Raw genomic sequence first — 20,443 nt, 5'->3', positions numbered from 1 at the left:
GCCTGAATATAGGTAGAATCCAAAATTAAACACCTGTATGGAGTGATAATTTTCCCAGTCAACCGCGTTGTCGCAGCATGCAGCAGGCGTCACACGGGTGACCAGACCGGTTTGGCGGACAAGCCTGTCCGGGCTGAGAGGGTGATGGCCAGGAACAGACAGATTACCCCGGCCATCAGGGGTGCCCCAGCCATCAGGGCAGTGAGGATGCCGCTGCTTTCCGCTGCGCGATAATCAAACAGCGACAGGATGGCACCCAACGCCAGGGCAGAAATGGCCTGCGCCATCTTGGAAGCGAAGGTGAAGCGACCGAAATAATGCAGGCTGCTCTGCGGATCACTTGCGGCAACCTTGGCCAGCAAAGCCCATAAAACCATAAGCACGCCTCCACTGCCGGCCCCAAAGGCGAAGGCGCATAGCAGGAAAGCCGCCTTGCCGCCCGCAATGGCAAGGGGAAACAGCACGCTGGCCGCCATCAGCACCAGAGCGGCCCGGCGATAGACCGACGGCAAGCCCAGTGCGACCACCAGCCGGGACCAGATGAATTGTGATGCCGCCTGGCCCACCCCCACCGCCAGCATCAGATACATGGCCGCCGTCCCCAACCCGACAACCGGGGCAACATAGGCGATGAAGTAAGCCTCCAGCTTGCTGAAAACCGACAGCAGGCCCGAGACGACCAGGATGGATCCCAAGACATAGCCCCATAGCCGGGGCGGGACAGGTTCGGTCAATCCCGGTGGGCGCCCGCCTGCTGATCCGATTGTGGTTTGCGACCGTCCCGCCAGATGCAGCAGCAGCGAAACGGCCAGCACCATCAGGGCAAGGCCAAGTGAAAACCACAGGAAGTCATCAAGCCGCCGCCCCTGGCTGATCGCGGCGGCCCAGGGGCCGACCAGAATGGCGACCAGAACAACGGCCAGCCCCGAGCCGATATAGCGCATACCCGCCACCTTGGCGCGGCTGTCATCATCGGATGTCACCAGCGCCATGATGGCGTTCTGCGGCACATCCAGCACCGAATAACCGATGCGGAAAAGGCAAAGCGTTATCAGCGCATGGGGGAAACGAAGTTCCAGCGGCAGAGAGGGAGAAAGGGCGAAGATCGGCAAGGTCATGCCGCAGACCAGACTGCCCAGCAGCTGCAGCCTGGTGGCGTTGGCAAGGGTCTGCACCCGGTGACGCAAGCCCCAGCCCAGCCCCAGATCCGCAAAGGCATTCAAGATCAAGGACAGGGCCAGCAGCAGCCCCATCGCCGCCGGTGACAAACCCACCAGTTCAGTCAGGAAAAAGGCGAAAACCAGGTTGCTGCTATGCCAGAACAGGCTTTTGCCGAAATGGGCAAACCCATAGATGGTCAGGAACGGTACTTTCGACAGCGATAATCCCCGCATGGCCGTCGGCCCCCGATCGCCTCACCCGGCGACAGGAAGCAGGGAAAAGAAGGTGGAGGCAAGCGGCAAGGTTGCAGCCCCCACCGCCGCAGCGCGGGAGAATACTTCTGCCGGCAGGATCTGGGGCAAGGGCATGGCCCGCCCACGCTGGGCTGCGGCATCCAACGCCGCATGATCAAAGGCGGCCCTTTCCGCCAGACGCCTGGAAAGAGTCGGCGGTGGACGCCTCCCCCAGCACCATGGCCTGCACATCAAGAACATGCTTGGCCCGCCGCATCGCCGGTATTTCAACCGTAGGCGGGCTTGATCCGACAAAACCGCGACACCTATCAGCGTGTCACCATCCGGGCACCGGAACCGAAATACATAACCTGATGACCCTGGACGGGGCCCCCTGGCCAGCAGCGAATGAGCGGCGCGCGGTGCACGGTTGGAACAGTTCCCCAGCTCCCTGGTCTCGCGCATCGAATCGGTGAAGACTCTGATGGCCCAATATGACCCGCATGGGTTAGCGGTCAGATCAGCATCGTCTCCCACAGCGCCTTCGATGCCAAGCGCACCCCTGCCCTGACAGCACCGCCCCTGCCCCACTGTGATACCCGATCCTGCCAGGGATCAGTGATACTGACCCCTGACATTAAATCCCATATAGAGTTTTTTTATCCACCCCCTTTCCCAAGAAGCCCAAAAAACAAGACGAAAGCCCCTGATAATCCTGCCCTTCCTGAAGGGTATGGACGGAATATCGCGTTAATTTTCCAAACCCTCGATAAAATGTAATATTAATCACCTATAGAGAGTGATATTAATTCCCGGGTTGATCGGGGCCTTTTCGGGGGAGATCAGGATGCAAAAAAGGACAATATCAGCCCGACAGCACTGGCTGTCGGGAATGGCGATGCTTGCACTGTCCGCCACGGTGCCGGCGGCAGGGGCACAACAGACGGAGCTGTTGGAAGAAATCGTCGTCACCGGCTATGCCCGGCAGAATGCCCGCGCGGTGGAAGCCAAGCGCGATGCAGCCCAGATCGGCGAATTCATGTCCGGTGACGATATCGGGCAGCAGCCGGATTATAATATTTCCGACAGTTTCCGCCGCCTTCCTGGTGTCCAGACGGTTTTTGACGAGGATGAGGGGCGTTATGTCGGGGTGCGGGGTCTCAACCCCAATTTCACGTTCGGCGCGCTTGACGGTTCCGCCATCGCCACGGCGGAACGGGGCAACCGGCAGCTGAATATGGAGGCGATCCCGACGACGGCGGTAAAGCGCCTGGAAGTCTATAAATCCCGCACACCGGATATCGAAGGCAATGCCATTGGCGGGACTGTCAATCTGGTGACCCGTTCCGCCTTTGATTCCAGACGGACCTATATTGTCGGCTCGGCCTTTGTGGGAACGGGCGACAGCAAGGACGTGCCGGGCAAAAACTTCAACCGGAAAAGCGATGATGGCATCAATTTCCGGGGCGACGGCACCTTTTCCACCCTGTTCGGGCCGGAGGAACAGTTCGGCCTGCTGCTGACCGGCTCCTTCAGCCGCAAGCGGCGCGACCAGGAACGCAACAATCCTGGCAATTATACGCTCACCAATGGCGTGCCGGTAGCCAGTTCCATCCTGATGAGCGGTTACCCCAATACAGTTGACCGTTATGGCGGCACGGCCAAACTGGAATGGCAGCGCGACGCGGATTTGAAGGTCAGCCTCAGCGGCACCTATTTCTCCCAGGATGATAACGAGGTCCGCCTGTCGCACCAGCTGACACGCGGCGCCGTCGATGCCGCCGCGACCGGCGGCAATAAGGCGCGTGTCAGCAGCGCCGGCGGTTTTGTTCGCTTCAATGATTTCCCCATCGAGAAACCATTGAGGGTGATCCAGGGCAATGTCGATTGGAATGCTGATGAAGATCAGACGATCAAGCTGCGCGGCTCCTACTCGAAGGCCACATTTCTGGAAGCCTCCAACCAGCTACAGTTCAACCTGCCCACCTCCACCGCCAATGCCTATGACTATACGATCAAGGACGGGATTCCGTCCTTTACGCTGATCAACCCGTCCAGCTTCAACAATCCTGCCAATTATGCTTTTGCGTCCTACAATCCATACCGGGACAAAAGCGACGATGATATCCGCGAAGGGGCCATCGATTACGGCTTCAATACCGAACGCGGTGATCAGGGTTGGGGCTTTGGGGTGGGGCTGAAATATCGGGAAAATGAACGTAATTTCGATACCCGTCAGGAAATCTATCGATTAGCGCCGGGCCGCAGCTTGACCCTGGCCGATGTGCTGCTACCGAGCAGCTATGTGCCGATTTACTCCAGCAATCCGATGCTGATCATCGATTATCGCCGGTTCGATAGTTTGAAGACCAGCAACCCGTCCCTTCTGGTCCGCGATGAGGCGGCCACGGCGCTGAACGCACTGCGCAATGATTACAAGGTGACCGAGAAGGTCAAGGCGGTCTATCTGCTGGGCCAGTACGCCGGGGATGATTATACGCTGATCTTCGGCGGACGGTATGAACAGACTGACAGTTCGGTTGATGGGTACCGGGTGGCCGGCAGCAGCCTGACGCCGCTCCGGCGCAAGGGTGATTATGATGATTTCCTGCCGTCGATCAGTGCCAATTACAATATCACCGAGGCGCTGAAACTGCGCCTTGCCTATGCCAAGGCCATTGGCCGGCCCAATCCCAGTGACCTGGGAACCAACGAAACCCTGAATCAGGCGAACCTCACCCTGACACGCGGCAACCCGGAACTGACGGCGCGCAAGGCGGATAATTACGATCTGTCACTGGAATATTACCTGCCGGACGATCATGGCATCCTGTCGGCGGCCACCTTCTACAAGGATATCAGCAACGACATTTTCAGTGCCGCCATCGGCACCCAGTTGATCGACGGGACGCGCTACAGCGTTACCCAGCCACAGAACCTTTCCGGCTCCCACATCTATGGGGTGGAGCTTGGCTTTATCCGCAACCGCCTGGATTTCCTGCCGGGATTTCTGGCGAATTTCGGTGTCTCCGGCAATGCCACCTGGCTGCAGGCCCAGGCAGACCTGCCGGGTGGGGTCACGTTCGATCGTCTGACACAACAACCGACCTGGCAGGCTAACGCGGCCCTGTTCTATGAACAGGGGCCGTTCAAGGGCCGTATCTCTTACGCCTACACGGGAAAGCTCTATACGGCAATCAGCGCCAGCGACCCGACAAGCAACCGTTATGACAAGTCCTTCAAGCAGTTGGACCTGCAGGCCCGCCTTCAACTGGGTCCGTATGATCTGATCGGCGAGGCCCGTAACGTCACCAATGAACATCGGGAAAATTACGATGGGCTGGGGGTACGCGATCTGAACTATTTCGGGCGCCAGTTCTGGCTGGGCGTGGCCTTCAGGCTGTGAGGCAATGGCGGTCGGGTGCCCCTGGTGTGCGACCGCCATATCCCATCGAGGAATTGTACCAATCCGCCAAGGGTTTGACCCTTGGCAGATTGGAGGCCGGCGACCGCCGGCCCGCCGCTTGGTAGCGGCGCAAGCCAAGGGCGCGGATGCGCCCGCCCGGCGACTGAGGGAACGCAAAATCTCCCTGGATCGGTCACGATCAAGGGAGATTGGAATTATGGGAATTCCGGAAATGACCATCATGAAAATACTCAAACGCCCTTTCCATCTGGGGGCGGGCCTGACATTCCTGCTGCTTGCCGCCTGTTCTCCGCTGCCAGGTATCCCGCTTGCCCCCGGGATCGGCTATGAACAGAAGATCGAAACCGGGGCTGTCCCCGAACGGGTCCATATCGTTTTCATTGATCTGCAACAACCGGGGTTGCGTTTCGCCGTAACTTCCGGTGACAACACACGCGGCATGGAACATGTGGCTCGACTGACCAGCGCCTATCTGGCGGAAAGCGGCGCAAGGCTGGGCTTCAATGCCAGTTACTTCCTGCCCTTCAAAGGTGGCAGCAAGGGTGGGGAAGATTATTATCCCCATGTTGGCGACCCGGTGAATGTCTCCGGTGCCGCCATCGCCCAGGGCGTGGCTATCTCCCCAGTGGAAACCGACCTTGATGACAGGGTGGACAGTATGCTCTGTTTCAAACAGGCGCGGGTGGTGATTGTGGATGGTCAGCAATGCCCGGCCCACTACACCGACGGTGTGGCCGCCGGCCCCCGGTTGCTGCGGGCCGGACAGGCCGTTGCTTCCACCCTGCCTTATGCCACCCAGCGGCATCCGCGCACCGCTTTTGGTATTTCAAAGGATGGCCGGCGAGCCTGGGTGGTCATTGTCGATGGCCGTCAACCCGATAGCGCCGGCATGCCCTTGGCAGATTTGACAGCCTTGTTCGTCACCCTGGGGGCCAACGATGCCATCAATCTGGATGGCGGCGGCTCCTCAACCCTGGTAACCGCTGATGGGCATGGGGGTGCAAAGCTATTGAACCGCCCCATCCATACCGGCATCGTGGGGCGGGAACGACCGGTGGCCAACCATATCCTGCTGTTCGTACCGGGAAAACCCGGCCCATTGCCCGATCTGAATGTACCCGCGACACCCTGAATTATACCGCGTCCCGGTGATTGGAGCCGATAACCGGGACGCGGCGTTAATGAACTACCCGGAATTGCACCGCCCCTCAACCCGAGACGGAAAAAGGCGACCTTGAGCCTTCGCGGAACCACCACCCACACCGCGACCAGCCACTCTCCAGGTTTCAGGTATCTTCGCCATCTTTGTCATCAGGCGCTTCTTGCATGCGCTGGCCGCAACAGGAAATGTGCCAGGGCCGGCAGCAGCACCAGCGCCCCCACCATGTTGCCGATGAACATGAAAGCCAGCAAAATCCCCATATCGGCCTGGAACTTGATGGGCGACCAGGCCCAGACCGCCACGCCAACCGCCAGGGTGACACCGGTCAGCATCACCATGCGACCGGTGAACAGCAATGCCGCCTCGAACGCATCCGTCAATGCCTCTCCCCGGCGCAGATGGGCCAGCAAAATGCTCATGACATAAAGCGCGTAATCCACGCCGATGCCGACGCCCAGGGCGATCACCGGCAGGGTGGCGACCTTCACGCCCACCCCCAGCACCACCATCAATGCCTCGCACAACAGCGAGATCAGGGCCAGTGGCAACATGGGACACACCACCGCCCGCCAGGATTGGAAGGTGACAAAGCAGAGGATCAGCACCGCGCCATAGACCCAGAGCAGCATTTCCCGGTTGGCCTGCTGCACCACGATGTTGGTGGCCGCCTCGATCCCGGCACTGCCACCGGCCAGCAGGAATTGGGCATCGGCACTGTCATTCTACTTGGCGAATTCCGCTGCCACCGTCACCACGCTGGTCAGCGTGTCGGCACGGTGATCCTGCAGATAGGCGGTCAGTGGCAGCACCGAGCAGCTGTCATTGAACAGGCCGCGCGGGGAATTGGACGTAATAGTGTTCAGCATGGCGCTGTTCGTCGGCAGCTCATACCATTTCGGATTGCCTTCGTTATAGCCGCTCATCAACAGGCGCTGCTGGCCCGCCAGGGAAACAGTGTTTTCCACCACCGGCAGGCTGCGCAGCTTCCATTCCAACGCATCCACCCGCATCAACGTGTCATAGGTGGAACAGGCCCCTTCCGGGGTGCGGACCATGACGATGAAGGCGTCGGCGCTGGCCCCGTACTTCTGCTTGATATAGGCATCATCAAGGTTGTACCTGGAATCCGCCCGTAATTCCGGTGCGCCGGGGTCCAGGTCGCCAATCTTCAGATGCAGGCTGACCATGAACGCCCCCACGGCCAGCAGACCGCAGAACACCACCGTCGCCAGGGCACGCCGCCTTTCCGTCAACCGGCCCAGCCAGTGCCATACCGGATGGCTCTGCCCCCGTTCCGCCCGCAGGCTGCGCTCCGCCGCCAGCGGGCTGACGCCGATATAGCTCAACAGGATCGGCAGCAGGATCAGGTTGGTGAAGATCAGGATGGCCACGCCCAGGCTGGCGATCATCGCCAGTTCCTGGATGACGGGAATATCAATGATCAGCAGCACGCCAAAGCCGACCGCATCACAGAGCAGGGCCGTCAGCCCGGCCAGGAACAGGCGGCGGAACGTATAGCGTGCCGCCACCTCCTTCGGTGCCCCGCGCCCGACATCCTGCATGATGCCGTTCATCTTCTGGGCACCGTGGCTCATCCCGATGGCGAAGACCAGGAACGGTACCAGCACGGAATAGGGGTTCAGGTCAAAGCCCAGGGCCGGCAGCGCACCCAGCTGCCAGACCACCGCCACCAGCGAACAGACAACCACCAGCCCGGTGCTGCGCAGGCAGCGCGTATGGGCATAAAGCACCGCTGCCGCCAGCACGATGGACAGCAGGAAGAACAAGGCGATTTTCTGCAAGCCGGCAATCAGATCGCCCACCACCTTGGCAAAGCCGGATATCTGCATGGGCACGCCCTGTGCCTCATAGCGGGCGCGTATTTCCTCCAGCCTTGTGTTCAGCGCGCCATAATCAATCTGCCGTTTCAGTTCGGCATTGTCGGGCAGCAGGGGCACGGAGATCAGGGCCGATTTCTCATCAAAGGAGACGATCTTGCCGATTTCCCCCGACCGGTGGACATTGACCCGCAGCTGTTGCAGATCCTCCGGTCGGCCCTGATACTCATTGGGGACCAGGGGGCCGGCATCAAACCCTTCCTCCGTCACCCCCTGCCAGCGGGCATTGGGGGTCCACAGGCTTTTCAAGCCCACCCGATCAACCTCGGCAAAGGCTACCAGCTCGTTGGTCAGGCGTTGCAGCTTTTCCAGGAAAGCCGCGTCATAAATATCCGCGCCGGGCGCGGTGACGGCGATGCGCAGCACATTGGGGTTGGGCAGATCGCTTTTCATCGTCAGATAATTGACGATGAAGGGATGATCGCTGGGGATCATCTTTTCGAAACTGCCATTGCTGTGCAGCCGGGGCAGCTGGCTGGCGGCCAGGGCGGTGACAATGGCGCACAGCAACAGGATCAGGGAACGGTAATTGAACAGCAGCCGTTCGATCCGGCTGCCAGAGCGGGGATCGAAGGGAAGCGCGCCATCTTCGGGATGCCGGGTGGCAAGGGATACGGTCATGGCGTCACACTTTCAATCGACAAGCCGGCAACACGGGCGGCACCCTGGCTGCCGCTGACGACAAGGCTGCCATCCGCCGCCAGGGCCAGGGCGGATGGATTGCCCAACGGGGCCGTTCCCACCCGCGACAGCGCCTCACCCGCCAGCCGGTAAAGCCCGCCTGCCTGATCTGCCAGCAGGATGGACTGGTCGGGCAGGCGCAGGCTGGCCGTCAGGGAAACCGGGGCCGGCAGAGCCAGGGGGGTGAAGCTGTTCCCCCCATCGCTGGAACGGAAACCATTGCCGCGCAACCCGGCCAGCACCATGCCATCCGCCCCCAGTTGCAGGGTGAACATGCTGCCTTCATAGGGAAGGTCCAGAACCTGGAAATTTTCGCCATCATCAATGGAACGCAGCAACAGCCCCTGTTCCCCGACAATGACCACCTGTCCTTCCCAAACTTTCACCGCATAAAGATGACGGTCGATATTGCCCAGATGGGAAGACCAGGCTTCCCATTGCTGGCCATCATTGCTGCGCATCAGCACACCATAAGCAGCGGCCAGCCAAAGCCGGCCCTGGGCATCCATGGACAGATCCAGCCAGGGGCTGTCCCGTTCATCTGTCGCCAGTTGTTCGGCCTGCCGGCGGGCCAGCCGGGCACGGTCATCATCCTGCCCGCGTTGCGTGGCCAACTGTTCAGCCGCGCGTTGATGCAGAAGCACCACATCGCGCCGGTCCAAGACCCGCTGCCAGGTGGCGCCGGCATCGTCGCTGCGCAGCAGCACGCCATTATGACCGGCGGCCCAACCCTGGCTGGGACGGGTGAAAATGATGCTGATCAGGGTCACACTGACCGGCACGCGGGCCTGTTGCCAGCCGACCCCGTTATCATCGGAATAAAGGATGATCCCCCGCTCCCCCACGGCCACCAGCCTTTCCCCCGCCCGTGCCAGCCCCAGCAGAACGGTACGGGCGGCCTGGGGGCTGATCAGGGCAGGCTGTTCCAGCGGCGGGGCCTCACGCGCGCTGGCGTCCATCGCCCCCATGCCCAGGATCAGCGGCAGGCAAAGGCCCAGCGCCCGCCACTTTTGTGCGGCAACATCCATCGAAATCTCTCCAACCGGCACGCCCATGGCAAGGGCGTGCCGTGCAAAGCGTGGGGCTGATACCAATCCGCCGAGGGTTTGACCCTTGGCGGATTGGAGGCCGGCGACCGCCGGCCCGCCGCGCATGCGGCGCAAGCCAAGCTGCTGGATGGCAGCGCCCGGCGACTGAGGGAACCTGAAATCTCCCTGGATCGGTCACGATCAAGGGAGATTGGTATGATATCAGCGGAGCTGGTTACCGACCATGGCGTCAGGGGCGAAATCCCCATCCTTTAGCTGTGAAATCCGATGACATCCTTTCAACTTTGTGATCGCCGCCGTTGTGGCATCTCGCGGCCTACGCTGCGCAAATGGTGGCGCCGCTATCAGGCTGATGGCGAGGCCGGCTTGGTAGAGCGCAGTCGCCGCCCTCACCGGCTTGCTGCCCAGAAGGTTTTTGGTGATCAGGCGGCCTTGATCCTGTCACTACGCCGGGAACGTCGGCTCGGGGTCAAACCCCTCTCCGCGAAGCCGTTGACGCAGCATACGACAGTAGCCGAGAGCGCATCAGGATTGCCGATTACCGCCTCGACACTGCTGTCGCTTCGTTGAAATGATGTCACCAGACCCTACAGCTTATGAATGAACCTAATTAATCATTCAGCGAAGCACGTGTCCCACGGAAGCATCCCTCTCGGTGGATCGCAGACGGAAAAATAGAAGCGCCCAGATCAGACGATTGAGAAGGTGGGACACTCAGGAAGGGCGTGATACCTGGAAAGCTCGCTCCAGTCCTGCCCTGCTCCGTGACTGCATGGAGATAGGATCGCGTCAGCCTATTCGGTTAATTGCAACAAAGGCAGCCACACGGCAAAACAGGCGCCAGAGCGGTCGGTACGGTTTTGGGCAGTGATGCGTCCGCCATGGGCTTCGGCCAGTTTGGCAGCCAGCGCCAGGCCAATACCGCTGCCCGGTCGGCCCAGGCGCTTGTCAGCGGCACCGCGCCAGAAGGGAATGAACAGACGCTCCTCCTCGTCTGGAGCGAAGCCGACGCCTTCATCCAGAACCTCAACCACACCCCACCCTCCCCGCTGGCAAAGCTGCACCGTGACCAATGTGCCGCGCGGCGCATGTTTGATGGCGTTGGTCAGCAGGTTGGTGAAGACCTGCGTCAGGCGGACGGGATCGCCCTTGACCAGCAAGGGCTGGTAATCCTCCAGCAGTCTGACATCCGCCTGTTCTGCCGACGCAGCCAGATCTGCGACGGCCGTGTGCAATACCTGATCAATGCGCAAGCGGCGCTGATCCAGGCCCAGTTCATCGGCATCGGCATGGGCCAGGGTACGCAGATCCTCAACCAGACGCGATAATTGCTCCACCTGTCGCAGCAGGCGATGCGCCTCGCCGGTGGCCGGGTCGATCACCCCGTCAGCCAAGCCATGCAAGCGCCCTTTCAGGATGGTCAACGGCGTGCGCAGCTCATGCGCGATGCCAGCCGTCAGCACCGTGCGTTCGCGTTCATAGGCCTGGATTTCGGCAGCCATGCGGTTGAAACTGTCCACCAACTCCCCGACCTCCCCCGAAACGCCGCCCCGATCGACCCGCGCCGAACGGTCACCGGCAGACACACGGGCCGCGGCGCGGGCAACATCGGCGATGGGGCGGCTTATTCGCCGCGCCAGCACCACCGACACACAGCCCCCGACCAGGATGGAAATAAACCCGATCAGCCCGATCATGCCCAGATCGGTAACGCCAGGCAGATCGCCGCCATAGCGTTCATACAGCTCGAAATACCGATCGCTGCCCCGCTGGCCTGCGGCAATCAGTTCCTGTAGCTCAGCCTGCGCCTTGGCCGGCATGTGGTGCGTGATGTTATGCCACTGATAGTATGTTGATAAATAATAGGTAATCAACCCCACAGCCATGGTGATCAGCGTGGTCAAGCCCGCTAGCATCAGCAAGCGGCTGACAATCCGTTTCATTCCGCGGACCATAGACGATATCCTATACTTCGCACCGGCTCGATCATATCGGCACAGCCCACGGCAGACAGCTTCTGGCGCAGTTTGGAAAGGTGGCTGTCGATCACCCGGTCATAAGCGCCGCTTTCCGGTGCCACCGCCTTCAGCAGCTCCGCCCGGGAAAAGGCCCGACGGGGCTGACGGGCCATATGGGCCAGTATCTTGAACTCGGTCGGGGTCAGGGGCAGACGCACCTCCTGATCATCCTCATCGGGGCGGTAGAAGGCAATGCAAGCGTCCAGCTCGATCACCAGCCGGCCGACGCTGAGTGTACGACGCCCCACCATACCCTGCACCCGACGCAGCACGGCGCGGATACGCTCGATCACCTCTGACGGATTAAAGGGCTTCACGACATAGTCGTCAGCGCCGATGCGCAGGCTGCCAAGCTTGCTCACATCATCATCATGGGCCGTGACCATGATGATCGGTGTATCAAAGCGGCGGCGGATGCTGGTCAGCACTTCCAGCCCGTCGCCACCAGGCAAGCCGATATCCAGGAGCACCAGATCAGGCCGCAGCCGCGCATGATCGCGAATAGCATCGGCCACATTGGTAGCCCGGCCTATGTCGAAACCGGCCTTCACCACGTAAGCAGCCAGTAGATCGGCGATTTCCTCTTCATCCTCAACAATCAATATTCTGCCCATGCGGCGCCCTCCTCCATGTGAGCATCATCCATAATAGATACTTATGGATGGATTATGGAGGGCGAACTCCACAATTCCTCCATCGATCCTGGCAACGGAATCCACACGGAACAGGCATTCACTTCGCAGACGCCGGCCTTCCCGGCCGCCGCATTCAAGCGAGGTTATTCCATGTCACACTTTTCACGCCCCCTGCTGCTGGCTGGTCTGTCCCTGATGATCGTCGCCGGTGCTGCCGAGGCCCAGGAAAGACCCGGCAGCACCGGCTTCTATGCCGTCGCCCGGGGCGGCGGCAGCATCACGCCGAAACAGAAGCTGGACCTGGATGAAATTTCATCCTCCTTTCCCAAGGATGGCAAGTACAAGGTGGGCGTCACCGGCCAAATTGGCGGCGGGTATGATTTCGGTGGCATCCGGCTGGAACAGAGTGCCGTCTATTTCAGTAATGATCTGAAATCGTCGGATTTCGGGAAAAGCGGCTTTCGCGGTGACGGGCGCACCCGTGCCCTGGGCATGAGCATTGCCGGATATCTGGATATCCCCGTCACCGACATGATCGTGCCCTATATCGGTGCCGGCGGGGGGGCAGCGCGCGTAGAAACACGCCTGTCCGGAGGTAACAGCCTGAGCCGAACCAATATCGAGGTCGATGGCAAGGACTGGGGACTGATGTGGCATGTCGATGCCGGCGTCGGCCTTCACCTGTCACCACAACTGGTGTTGGAAGTGGGCACCCGTTACAGCCAAATCAGCGGCCTGAAATATGCCGCTGCGGGTACCGGGTTCACTGGGGACTTCGAACCGGAACTGTCCAACCTCTCCGGCACCGTGGGCATTCGCTATCATTTCTGATGCGGTACCGCTCCGTATATATCATTGGGAGACATGAGATGCGGATGTCCTGGAACATCCCGGCGCTGGCGTTCTGCCTTGCCCTGGCCGGCTGCGCCAGCCCCGACCCCGTGCCCTATTCGGGACTGGCTTCCACCGACTATATGCGCCCGTCGGGTCCGGACGGGGACCGGCGCATTCCCTATATCTATGAGACCGCCGTTGACTGGCGTTTCTATCGTAACGTTATCCTGGAGCCCGTCTCGCTTTACGACGGTCTGGATAGCCAGTTTGGCGACCTATCGCAGGCCGAGCGGATCAGCCTGGCCGATTACATGTACCGGCGTTTCGGCGATGAATTGTCGAGGCACTTCCGGTTGACCAATCAGCCCGGACCGAACACCCTGCGTATCAAGTTGACCCTCACCGGCGCCAGCACGACGACCCCGGTATTGGGCCCGCTATCCCGTTTTGACATCGCGGGTGGGCTTTATAACGGCGTTCAGTCCTTCCGAGGGGGCGAAGGAACGATGACCGGTTCTGTGATCTATGCGGCCGAAATCTATGATGCGGCCGACCTGCGCCTGCTGAAAGCTTTCATCGCCAAGCAATACCCCAACTCGTTCAATATCGGTGCCACATTCGGGTCAATAGACGCAGCCGAAACAGGGATCGACAAGGGGGCGGAGGCGCTGGTGGAACAACTTCGCTGAGCAGCACAGACCATAGGCGACCATGCAGGGCGGGGCCGACAGCCTATCGACGGCGACAGCAGGATCCCCACGCAGAATTGGTACAGGCCAGCCCCGATCTGCCGGATAATACCGGCGGGTCAGGGCTGGCAGTTGTCAGCTTTACAGCACCACTGGTCTGATCTTGAACCAGATGGAATACATGGCCGGCAGGAACACCAGGGTCAGAACGGTGCCCGCCAGCGTCCCGCCGATCAAGGTATAAGCCAGCGTTCCCCAGAACACCGAATGGGTCAGCGGAATGAAGGCCAGGATCGCCGCCAGGGCGGTCAGGATCACCGGGCGGGCACGCTGCACCGTTGCCTCCACCACCGCATCAAACGGGTTCAACCCTTCCTGTTCATTGTGGTGGATCTGCCCGATCAGGATCAGCGTGTTGCGCATCAGGATGCCGGACAGGGCAATCAGGCCGACCAGGGCATTGATGCCAAATGGCTGCTGGAACAGCAACAAGGTCGGCACGACACCGATCAGCCCCAGCGGACTGGTCATGAATACCATGATCATTGCCGACATCGACCGCACCTGCAGGATGATGACCAGCAGGGTAAAGGCGATCATGACCGGGAACAGCGGCAGCAACGCCGCAGACGCCTTCCCGGCTTCTTCAATGGAACCCGCCAGTTCGATGCGATAGCCGGGCGGGAGTTGCGCGATAACCGGCTGCAACTGCGCCAGCATCGCCGTAGAGACGTCTGGCGGCTGCAATCCGTCAGCAATATCGCCCCGCACGGTCAGGGTGGGTGTGCGGTCGCGGCGGCGGAGGATAGGATCTTCCATGCGTATTTCGACGCTGCCCACCTGCGACAGCGGCACGCGCTGTCCTGCCGACCCGACCAGGGTGAAATCAGCGATCTTTGCCGGGTCGAGACGGATATCCCCAGCGGAGCGGCCAACCACCTGAACAGAGCGGATATCCTCGCGCACCTGGGTCAGCGGCGCCCCGCTCAACAGGAACTGCAACTGCAAGGCCACTGAATTGGACGTCAGCCCGACCGCCTGCAACCGGTCCTGATTGAGGGTGAAATGCAGGGTCGGTACGCGCGTTCCCCAATCCGTGTTGACGGTGCGCATCATCGGGCTGGCGCGCATCACAGTCTCCACCTGCGTTGCGATGGCCCGCAATTGGTCGGGGTCCGGCCCCATGACGCGAAACGCGACAGGAAAGGGCGACGGGGGCCCGAACACGATCTGGGTGACGCGCACCTGCGCCTCCGGTGCCAATCCGTCGGCAATGGCTTGGCGCAGCCTGTATTTGAGGGCTTCCCTCTCCTTATCATTACCAGCAAGAGCGACAATCTTGGCGAATGACGGATCGGGCAATTCCGGCGACATGGCCAGGAAGAAACGGGGGGCACCCTGGCCGATATAGGCGGTCACGACCCTGGCTTCTTCCTGCTTCGCCAGCCAGGCTTCGATCTTTGCGGTGGCAGCACTGGTTTGTTCGATGGAGGTGCCATAGGGCATCTGCACCTCGACCAGCACTTCGGGCCGGTCAGAGGTGGGGAAGAACTGCTTCTTGACCAGACCCATGCCGACAACGGCAAGGACAAACGTGCCCACCACAGCACCGGCAACCAGCCATTTGCGGGCAATGACACGGCCCAGCACCTGTCTGAACCGGTTGTAGTTGCGCGTATTGTAGATCGCTGCGTGCCCACCTTCGACCGGCTTGATGTCGGGCAGCATCTTCACGCCCAGATAGGGCGTGAAGGCCACGGCCACCACCCAGGAAACGATCAGGGCAATGCCGACGATCCAGAACATGTTGCTGGTATATTCGCCCGCCGTGGAACGGGCGAAACCATTGGGCATGAAGCCGATGGCCGTGACCAGCGTACCGGAAAGCATAGGCGCTGCCGTATGGCTCCAGGCATAGGCCGAGGCGGCGACCCGGTCATAGCCCTCCTCCATTTTCACGACCATCATTTCGATGGCGATGATGGCGTCATCGACCAGCAGCCCCAAAGCCAGGATCAGGGAACCCAGCGTGATCCGGTCGAAATTCTTGCCCGTCGCTCCCATGATAATGAAGACGGCGGCCAGGGTCAGGGGGACCGCTGCGGCAACGACAATGCCCACCCGCCAGCCCATGCTGACAAAGCAGACGGCCATCACCACCAGCAAAGCCACGAAGAACTTGACCATGAATTCATCAACCGCCGAACTGATATTGACGGCCTGATCGGTCACTTTGGAGAGCGACATGCCAAGCGGCAAACCAGCATTGATGGCAGCGACTTCTGCTTCCAGCGCCTTGCCAAGGTCCAGCCCGTTCCACTCGTCGCGCATGACAATGCCCAGCAGCAGCGCCGGTTCCCCATTGTTGCGCACCTGGAAGGTGGCGGGATCCTCATAGCCGCGCTCAACAGTCGCCACGTCCGACAGCTTCAGCGTCCGCCCTTGGGCGGTAATCGGGGTCTGCCTGATCTTTTCCAGCTCGTCGAATGCACCGTCGACGCGAATGAAGACCTGCGGTCCCTTGGTCTCAATGGAGCCGGCTGGGGTCAACATATTCTGGCTGCTGAGCGCTGCGAAAATGTCCTGCGGCGAGACACCCAGGGTCGCCAGCTTTTCATGGGAGAAGGATACGTAGATACGTTCCGACTGCTCCCCGATGATGTTGACCTTCTTGACGCCGGGCACATGCAGCAAGCGCTGACGCAGGGTTTCTGCATCGCGCACCAGCAGGCGCTGCGGTTCACCCTTGGCCTTGAGGGCAAAGAGCGCAAAGGTCACATCGGCATATTCGTCATTGACCATCGGCCCGATGACGCCGGGCGGCAGATTTCGGGCTTCGTCAGATAATTTCTTGCGGGCCTGATAAAACTCCTCCTGCACTTCCGATGGCGGGGCGTCGTCGCGCAGTACCACCATGGTGAGGGCCAGACCGGGGCGGGTGAAGGTTTCCGTCCGGTCATACCAGCGCAGTTCCTGCAGGCGCTTTTCCAACGGCTCTGCGACCTGATCCTGCATCTCCTGCGCGGTCGCACCCGGCCACACGGTGATGACAGTCATCTGCTTGATCGTGAAAGGCGGGTCCTCCGCGCGTCCAAGCTGGAAGAAGGCAAGAATGCCTGCAACGGTGATCAGCAGGATCAGAAACAGGGTGATGGATCGCTCCCGCACGGCCAGTGCGGAGAGATTGAAGCGGCCTGTGCTCACGGCTTGGCCCCCCCGGTAATGGCTTGGGACTGGCCGGCAACCCGCACCAGCGCGCCATCGCGCAGCAGATGCGCCCCCAGCGATACAACCCTGTCACCCTGATTAAGCGGCCCGGCAATGCGTGCGCTGTCGCTATCCAGATGCTGCACGGTGATGGGTTGCCATTTCACCTTGGCAGGTTCACCAGCAATGACCCACACACCCGGTCCCTTGCCCGCATCGAACAGCGCGCCGATCGGCACCTGCTTCACGCCTTCCGTGGACGCGATGTCGTCGGCGATGCGGACGGTGACGGTGGTCCCCAAGGGAGCACTGGCCAGTTCACCCTCCAGCACATAGCGCGCATCGAAGGTTCGGGTCAGCCGGTCGGCGGTATCGGAAAGCTGACGTAGCTTGGCAGGGACGGCAATATCTTCCTTGCCAAACAATGTGGCCTGGGCACTGGAGCCAATAGCCGGACGCAAGGTTTCCGGCAGTTGGACGATGGCTTCCCGGCGCCCAGCATGGGCCAGACGCACAACCACTTGCCCTGCACTGACGACCTGACCGGGCTCGACCAGGGCTTCCATGATCACGCCATCGGCGTCCGCCACCAGCTCCGCATAGCGGTTGGCATTCAGCGCAACCTCTGCCTGGGCCTGGGCGGCCTTAAGCTGGGCTTTGGCCGAATCTGCCGCCGCCTTGATCTGGTCGTAGGCAGAGGCAGAGATTGCACCCGTTCCAAGCAGCTCCCGATAGCGGGCTTCATCCTGCGCTGTCTGCTGCGCACGGGCGCGCGCAGCGGCGACTGCTTCCTGCTGTGCATGGGCGGCAAGTTTCAAATCGACCGGATCGATGCGCATAAGCACCTGACCGCGCGTGACAGTCTGGCCGGTATCCACAAGCCGTTCCAGAACCTTGCCGGAGACACGGAAGCCCAGATCGCTCTGAACCCTGGCGGCGACCGTGCCGGTAAAGGCGCGTGAAACGACACTGGCATCTTGGACCACCGCGGCACGCACCAGCGGCGCTTCGGTACGGGGGTCAGCATGCGGTTCATCACCGCATGCTGCCAGCACAAGGGGCAATGCACAGAGAGTGCAAGAGATGGTGATAAGGCGGCGCAGCATGAGAGTCCCATCAGCAAGGTGATCAGGGTTCTCATACTGATTCTTGTGACCAATTTAGTCAATAGTCACTACATGAATAGCAGCACTCGAATGGCAGCTTTAAGGGGACAGGCTGCGAAGCACCAGACTGGATAGCTGCAACGGCGCGTCATCGGCGTGGTTAAAGCTATATTGCAGGAACAGGGGGTTCAGGTAGGGACGCATGACCAGATAGATCGCCCTGGCGGCTTCATCGAGGGGGGTTTTGCGCTCGAAATCCCCCGACGCCCGGCCTTCCTGCAATATCTCCTGCAGCAGTTTCTGAAGCCGCTCTTCGTAGGCGACCGCCGCCTGCCAGCGCTCCATCGCGGCGGATGCAGCGATCTCGTAAAGTTTACGATCCTGGGAAAACAGACGCAGGCTTGCGTCAATGCCCACTTTAAACATGCGCCGCAGCTTTTCGGATGGGTGTGGAGCCTCCGTCACGGCGGCCCTGATTTCCATCTCAATCCCGCGCAGGCAGTTGGCACAGATCATTTCGCCAATGGCCTGCTTCGACTCGAAAAACTTGTAAATATAGGCCTTCGAGAAGCCGATGGCCTTGGCGAGATCGGAGACCGTGGTTTTCTCATATCCGTAGCGGCTGAAATGTTCTGTGGCAGCGCCGACAATCTGGTCTCGTACGTCGTGATCGGCCGGACCACGGGCCGAACCTGAATAGGTGGCTGCTTTGCTCATGGCTTGATGCTTATCCCCAGCATATGAATTGCAAGACGAGTGACTATTTTGTATATTGGTCACAACTCCATATTCTAGCCCCCTCTGCCGGAAGAAGTCCATGCCCCCCAACCGTCTTCTCACCGTTTTCATTGCATCCAGCCTGCTGACCGGCTGTGCGATCGGTCCCGACTATGCCAAACCGGAACCATCATTGCCGGGACAATATCTCAGCCAAACGGCGATGGCGCAGCGACAGGCTGCGACCAGCGCGGATATTGTTACGTGGTGGACGGGGTTTGGTGACCCGATGCTGGCCAGATATGTCACAACGGCCATGGAACAAAATCTGGATCTTGCCCAGGCCGCTGCCCGCGTCACGCAGGCACGTGCGGGTTTGGGGGCCGCCAATGCGGCCCTGCTGCCGTCCGGCACGATCAGCGGTCAGGCCGCCAGGGGCTATCAATCGGTTGAAACGCCGCTGGGGCAAGTCCTGAATTCCACACCTGATTTTGATCGGACCGGCAATTCCTATGAGGCCAATCTGGGTGCCAGTTGGGAACTGGATGTGTTCGGCGGGCTGCGCCGGGGGCGCGAAGCTGCCTTGGCGGAATACCAGGCATCGGAAGCCGGTGCCGCAGCCACCCGCCTTGCCGTGGCCGCACAGACGGCCGATATCTACATCACCATCCGGGGCCTGCAAACGCGCCTTGCCGTGGCGCGCCGACAGGTGGAAACGCAACGGGATTTGCTTGCAACCGTAAGCCATCTTTATGGCAAGGGGCTGGCCCCCGAACTTCAGGTACGGCAGGCCGAAGGTGCGCTTGCCCAGGTTCAGGCCTCCATCCCGGTGCTGGAAGCCGGTTTGGACACTGCCATGAATGCCCTGGATGTGCTCCTGGGCTCGGCCCCCGGAACCCATCGGGCGGAACTGGCAGAGGCTCGTCCCATTCCAGTCGCTCCGCAAATTACCGCCACTGGATCGCCCGGCGACCTGCTGCGGCGTCGGCCCGACCTGATCGTGGCCGAAAGGCGTCTGGCCGCCGCCAATGCCCGCATCGGTGTTGCCATCGCCGAATACTACCCGAAGCTCTCCTTAAGCGGGCTGATCGGCAGCGCGACATCGGTATCCAGCGGTAATCTATTTACCGATGGTGCCACACAAGCCTCAGGCGTGTTGGGCCTGCGCTGGCGTCTGTTCGATTTCGGTCGCATTAATGCACAGATTGATCAGGCCAAGGGGCAGGAAGCGGAGATGCTGGCCGCCTATCGGCTGGCGGCACTGCACGCCACGGAGGATGTAGAGAATGCCTTCTCCACGCTGGTGAAGCGGGAAGAACAGATCGGCGTGCTGAATCAGGGGGTGAACTCACTGGCCCGTGCGCGGAACGCATCGTTTGCCGCTTATCAGAAAGGCGTCGTCAGTCTGATCGAAGTTCTGCAGGCGGATGAGAGGTTGCTGGGGGCATCCGATGCCCAGGCACAGGCCCAGTCAGAGGCGGCACGCGCTGCGGTCGCCGCCTACCGGGCGCTCGGTGGCGGATGGCAACCGCAGGAAATCGACCTCGCTTCCAGCAGGTAATCGCTTAAGCCCGCTGAAACGGTGCTTTTCTCTGCGCTCATTCCCCGGAAGGATAGGGATTGGGT

General features: G+C 60.8%; 14 protein-coding genes and 1 pseudogene. 6 read left to right on the top strand and 9 right to left on the bottom strand.

Annotated elements, in window-relative coordinates; all coding sequences use genetic code 11:
• Positions 1-89: 89 nt before the first annotated feature.
• Entirely contained in the window at positions 90-1,394 is a 1,305-nt protein-coding gene (locus tag CHB97_RS19880; protein WP_089289758.1) for an MFS transporter, read from the bottom strand.
• An 892-nt stretch (positions 1,395-2,286) separates the two neighbouring features.
• On the opposite strand from CHB97_RS19880, the gene CHB97_RS19875 reads away from it, so the two are divergent.
• Both CHB97_RS19875 and CHB97_RS19870 read left to right on the top strand, forming a co-directional pair.
• Positions 2,287-4,800, top strand: coding sequence for a TonB-dependent receptor (locus tag CHB97_RS19875; protein ID WP_160106048.1), 2,514 nt, complete (start codon positions 2,287-2,289; stop codon positions 4,798-4,800).
• A 241-nt stretch (positions 4,801-5,041) separates the two neighbouring features.
• Positions 5,042-5,953, top strand: coding sequence for a phosphodiester glycosidase family protein (locus CHB97_RS19870; RefSeq protein WP_160106046.1), 912 nt, complete (start codon positions 5,042-5,044; stop codon positions 5,951-5,953).
• A 179-nt stretch (positions 5,954-6,132) separates the two neighbouring features.
• On the opposite strand, the gene CHB97_RS26875 is transcribed toward CHB97_RS19870, so the two are convergent.
• From CHB97_RS26875 to CHB97_RS19860, 3 genes are all read right to left on the bottom strand, one after another.
• Positions 6,133-6,636: an MMPL family transporter gene (locus tag CHB97_RS26875; protein WP_244559626.1), complete on the bottom strand. Its 504-nt coding sequence runs from the start codon at positions 6,634-6,636 to the stop codon at positions 6,133-6,135.
• Between the two features lie 69 nt (positions 6,637-6,705).
• A complete protein-coding gene (locus CHB97_RS19865; protein WP_244559625.1) occupies positions 6,706-8,502 on the bottom strand; it encodes an RND family transporter in 1,797 nt (598 codons plus the stop codon).
• Entirely contained in the window at positions 8,499-9,590 is a 1,092-nt protein-coding gene (locus CHB97_RS19860) for a YCF48-related protein (RefSeq protein ID WP_089289755.1), read from the bottom strand. Before CHB97_RS19860 ends, CHB97_RS19865 begins: the two co-directional genes overlap by 4 nt.
• Positions 9,591-9,878: 288 nt before the next feature.
• Here CHB97_RS19860 and CHB97_RS19855 point away from each other — a divergent pair.
• A pseudogene (locus tag CHB97_RS19855) lies at positions 9,879-10,115 on the top strand (helix-turn-helix domain-containing protein); the annotation flags it as partial.
• Positions 10,116-10,405: 290 nt separating this feature from the next.
• Here CHB97_RS19855 and CHB97_RS19850 read toward each other — a convergent pair.
• On the bottom strand, positions 10,406-11,554 hold the full coding sequence (locus CHB97_RS19850; RefSeq protein WP_160106044.1) for a cell wall metabolism sensor histidine kinase WalK: 1,149 nt from the start codon (positions 11,552-11,554) through the stop codon (positions 10,406-10,408).
• Positions 11,551-12,243, bottom strand: a complete 693-nt coding sequence (locus CHB97_RS19845) for a response regulator (protein ID WP_089289753.1) — start codon at positions 12,241-12,243, stop codon at positions 11,551-11,553. The genes CHB97_RS19850 and CHB97_RS19845 overlap by 4 nt, the downstream gene beginning before the upstream one ends.
• Positions 12,244-12,414: 171 nt before the next feature.
• Between CHB97_RS19845 and CHB97_RS19840 the strand changes: the two genes are divergently transcribed.
• A complete protein-coding gene (locus tag CHB97_RS19840; protein WP_160106042.1) occupies positions 12,415-13,095 on the top strand; it encodes an outer membrane protein in 681 nt (226 codons plus the stop codon).
• Between the two features lie 38 nt (positions 13,096-13,133).
• Positions 13,134-13,787 carry a DUF3313 domain-containing protein gene (locus CHB97_RS19835; protein ID WP_089289751.1) on the top strand — a complete coding sequence of 218 codons (654 nt, stop codon included), beginning with the start codon at positions 13,134-13,136 and terminating at the stop codon, positions 13,785-13,787.
• A gap of 141 nt (positions 13,788-13,928) precedes the next feature.
• Here the strand turns inward: CHB97_RS19835 and CHB97_RS19830 are convergent, their stop codons facing one another.
• The 3 genes from CHB97_RS19830 to CHB97_RS19820 form a co-directional block, all read right to left on the bottom strand.
• Positions 13,929-16,991 carry an efflux RND transporter permease subunit gene (locus tag CHB97_RS19830; protein WP_089289750.1) on the bottom strand — a complete coding sequence of 1,021 codons (3,063 nt, stop codon included), beginning with the start codon at positions 16,989-16,991 and terminating at the stop codon, positions 13,929-13,931.
• The gene (locus CHB97_RS19825; protein WP_200820035.1) at positions 16,988-17,992 is read right to left on the bottom strand and encodes an efflux RND transporter periplasmic adaptor subunit; all 1,005 of its coding nucleotides are present in this window, start codon (positions 17,990-17,992) and stop codon (positions 16,988-16,990) included. The genes CHB97_RS19830 and CHB97_RS19825 overlap by 4 nt, the downstream gene beginning before the upstream one ends.
• Before the next feature lie 207 nt (positions 17,993-18,199).
• Positions 18,200-18,817, bottom strand: a complete 618-nt coding sequence (locus tag CHB97_RS19820) for a TetR/AcrR family transcriptional regulator (protein ID WP_089289748.1) — start codon at positions 18,815-18,817, stop codon at positions 18,200-18,202.
• Between the two features lie 100 nt (positions 18,818-18,917).
• Between CHB97_RS19820 and CHB97_RS19815 the strand changes: the two genes are divergently transcribed.
• On the top strand, positions 18,918-20,378 hold the full coding sequence (locus CHB97_RS19815; RefSeq protein WP_089289747.1) for an efflux transporter outer membrane subunit: 1,461 nt from the start codon (positions 18,918-18,920) through the stop codon (positions 20,376-20,378).
• The last annotated feature ends 65 nt before the right edge of the window (positions 20,379-20,443 follow it).

Source organism: Azospirillum sp. RU38E (assembly GCF_900188385.1).
Classification (GTDB): Bacteria; Pseudomonadota; Alphaproteobacteria; order Azospirillales; family Azospirillaceae; genus Niveispirillum.
This window is presented reverse-complemented; position numbering and strand designations above follow the sequence as displayed.